Source organism: Pseudomonas sp. GD03862 (assembly GCF_029840855.1).
GTDB lineage: Bacteria > Pseudomonadota > Gammaproteobacteria > Pseudomonadales > Pseudomonadaceae > Aquipseudomonas > Aquipseudomonas alloputida.
Window position 1 is genome coordinate 1 of the sequence record NZ_JAOCDI010000102.1, and the last position, 1582, is coordinate 1582.

Annotated in this window: 1 protein-coding gene and 1 pseudogene; both read left to right on the top strand. The window is 50.9% G+C overall.

Features of this window, described 5'->3' with window-relative positions; translation table 11 throughout:
- Positions 1-985, top strand: a pseudogene (locus tag N5D53_RS27505) (hypothetical protein); the annotation flags it as partial.
- Between the two features lie 2 nt (positions 986-987).
- The coding region (locus N5D53_RS27510) for a hypothetical protein (RefSeq protein ID WP_279841131.1) at positions 988-1582 on the top strand (595 nt) is incomplete at its 3' end.

The window sequence follows — 1582 nt, forward strand, 5'->3', positions numbered from 1 at the left end:
TTTCGGGGTGATTGGTGCAGCGGCGGCGACATTGGTCAGCGTGCGGGCGACGCAAAAGGCCGTCATGCTGAGATTAAGTGCCACAGCGCCGGGTATGGCCTTTGGCAATGGGGTTATCAAGTTTTTGAGTAGCAATCTGTTTGCGCGTTTAGCCGGATATCCGGCAATTGCATTTTCTCTGATCTCAGATTGGTCAAAGGGATTGCGCCAATTCGATAACGGTAACTCTACGGCTGGCAGATACACAATTGCTGGTGGATTAACCATGGCCATTGGCTCTGCTGTCACTCTTGAAGCAGGACTTGCCATTGCGGGAGCTACAACGCTAGTACCTTTTGCCGGATGGGCCGCCGCTGCCCTTGTCCTAGTAGGCGTAGCCATCATCGCAGGAGGCCTCTACCTACACGCCAAGGCACATGAACGCCTTCACAGCCCAATAGAACTGTGGGCAGCACGTAGCATATTCGGCAATCGCATCAATGATGGAGAGTCGCACGCCGACATCAACTTGGACTTTGACAAGAAACTTCCTGCTTTCACCTCACTGCAAACAGAAATTAAGGCTTGGCACAATGAACATTACGGGGCCAAGTTACTATCCGCCGAGCAGGCCCTATCCCTCGGCATAACTAAAGCCGACACCCGATGGCATCAGAATAACCACTGGTCGCCGCCAAATTGGACAGCTATCATACATAACGAAGTAGCCACCCCCCAACCAACCGTGGAGTTCACAGTGCTGCTGCCTGCATTCAGGCTAGGCGTAAGTGAATGGTCAGGAAGTTTGAGTTCCCTCCGTGACGACCAAGGAATTGACGTATTCCCAATCACTCCAACCGGACACATCGTAGACGCTGGCTTAATCCTGCATTTCGAGAACACGGTTGCCAACCAAAATCATGTCTCACTGCATCTAGCTTACAGCGCTAATCAAGGCCTGGACGAAGACAATGAGATCCTGTCAACTTTTCGCCTGGAGCGCTGATCATGGCAACCATCTGGATATTCAATTCAACGTCATACTCCGGACACACCCCTGCAATTGGAGGGCAGTTGGCAAACGTATCCGAGAATACCTTGTGCCTGAGAAACCCATGGATAACAGATTCCGTGTTTATGGGAAAACTATACTGCGCAATGACGATCACACTGCTGACAGGCACTTACCCTTATCTACCCCCTAACATCTCGAAACTTTACAACGAAGACATTTTATTGATGCTTTTATTATTAATAACCCCCTTCGTGTTTACTCCATTCCTAGCTTATCGAATTTTCTTTATAAAGGGCTTATCAACCATTTGCCTCAACCGATCAACCCAAAAAATCTACTACCAACGTTTGAGCAAGGTATTTGTGTTTGAATGGGCTAACACAGGAGGTGGCCTCTTCAAACGCACCGAATACGGCGGCTCATCGTTCAGCACCAGCTATGCCCTCGCCTTCGCCCCCCGCCGGGAAGACGGCAGCCTGCACCAAAAAGACTGCCTCTGGGTCGACAGCAACGAACCCACCGAACCCGGCGTCAAGCATGTCGCCGAGGTATGGGAATACCTCCGCCACTTCATGGATCACGGCCCGA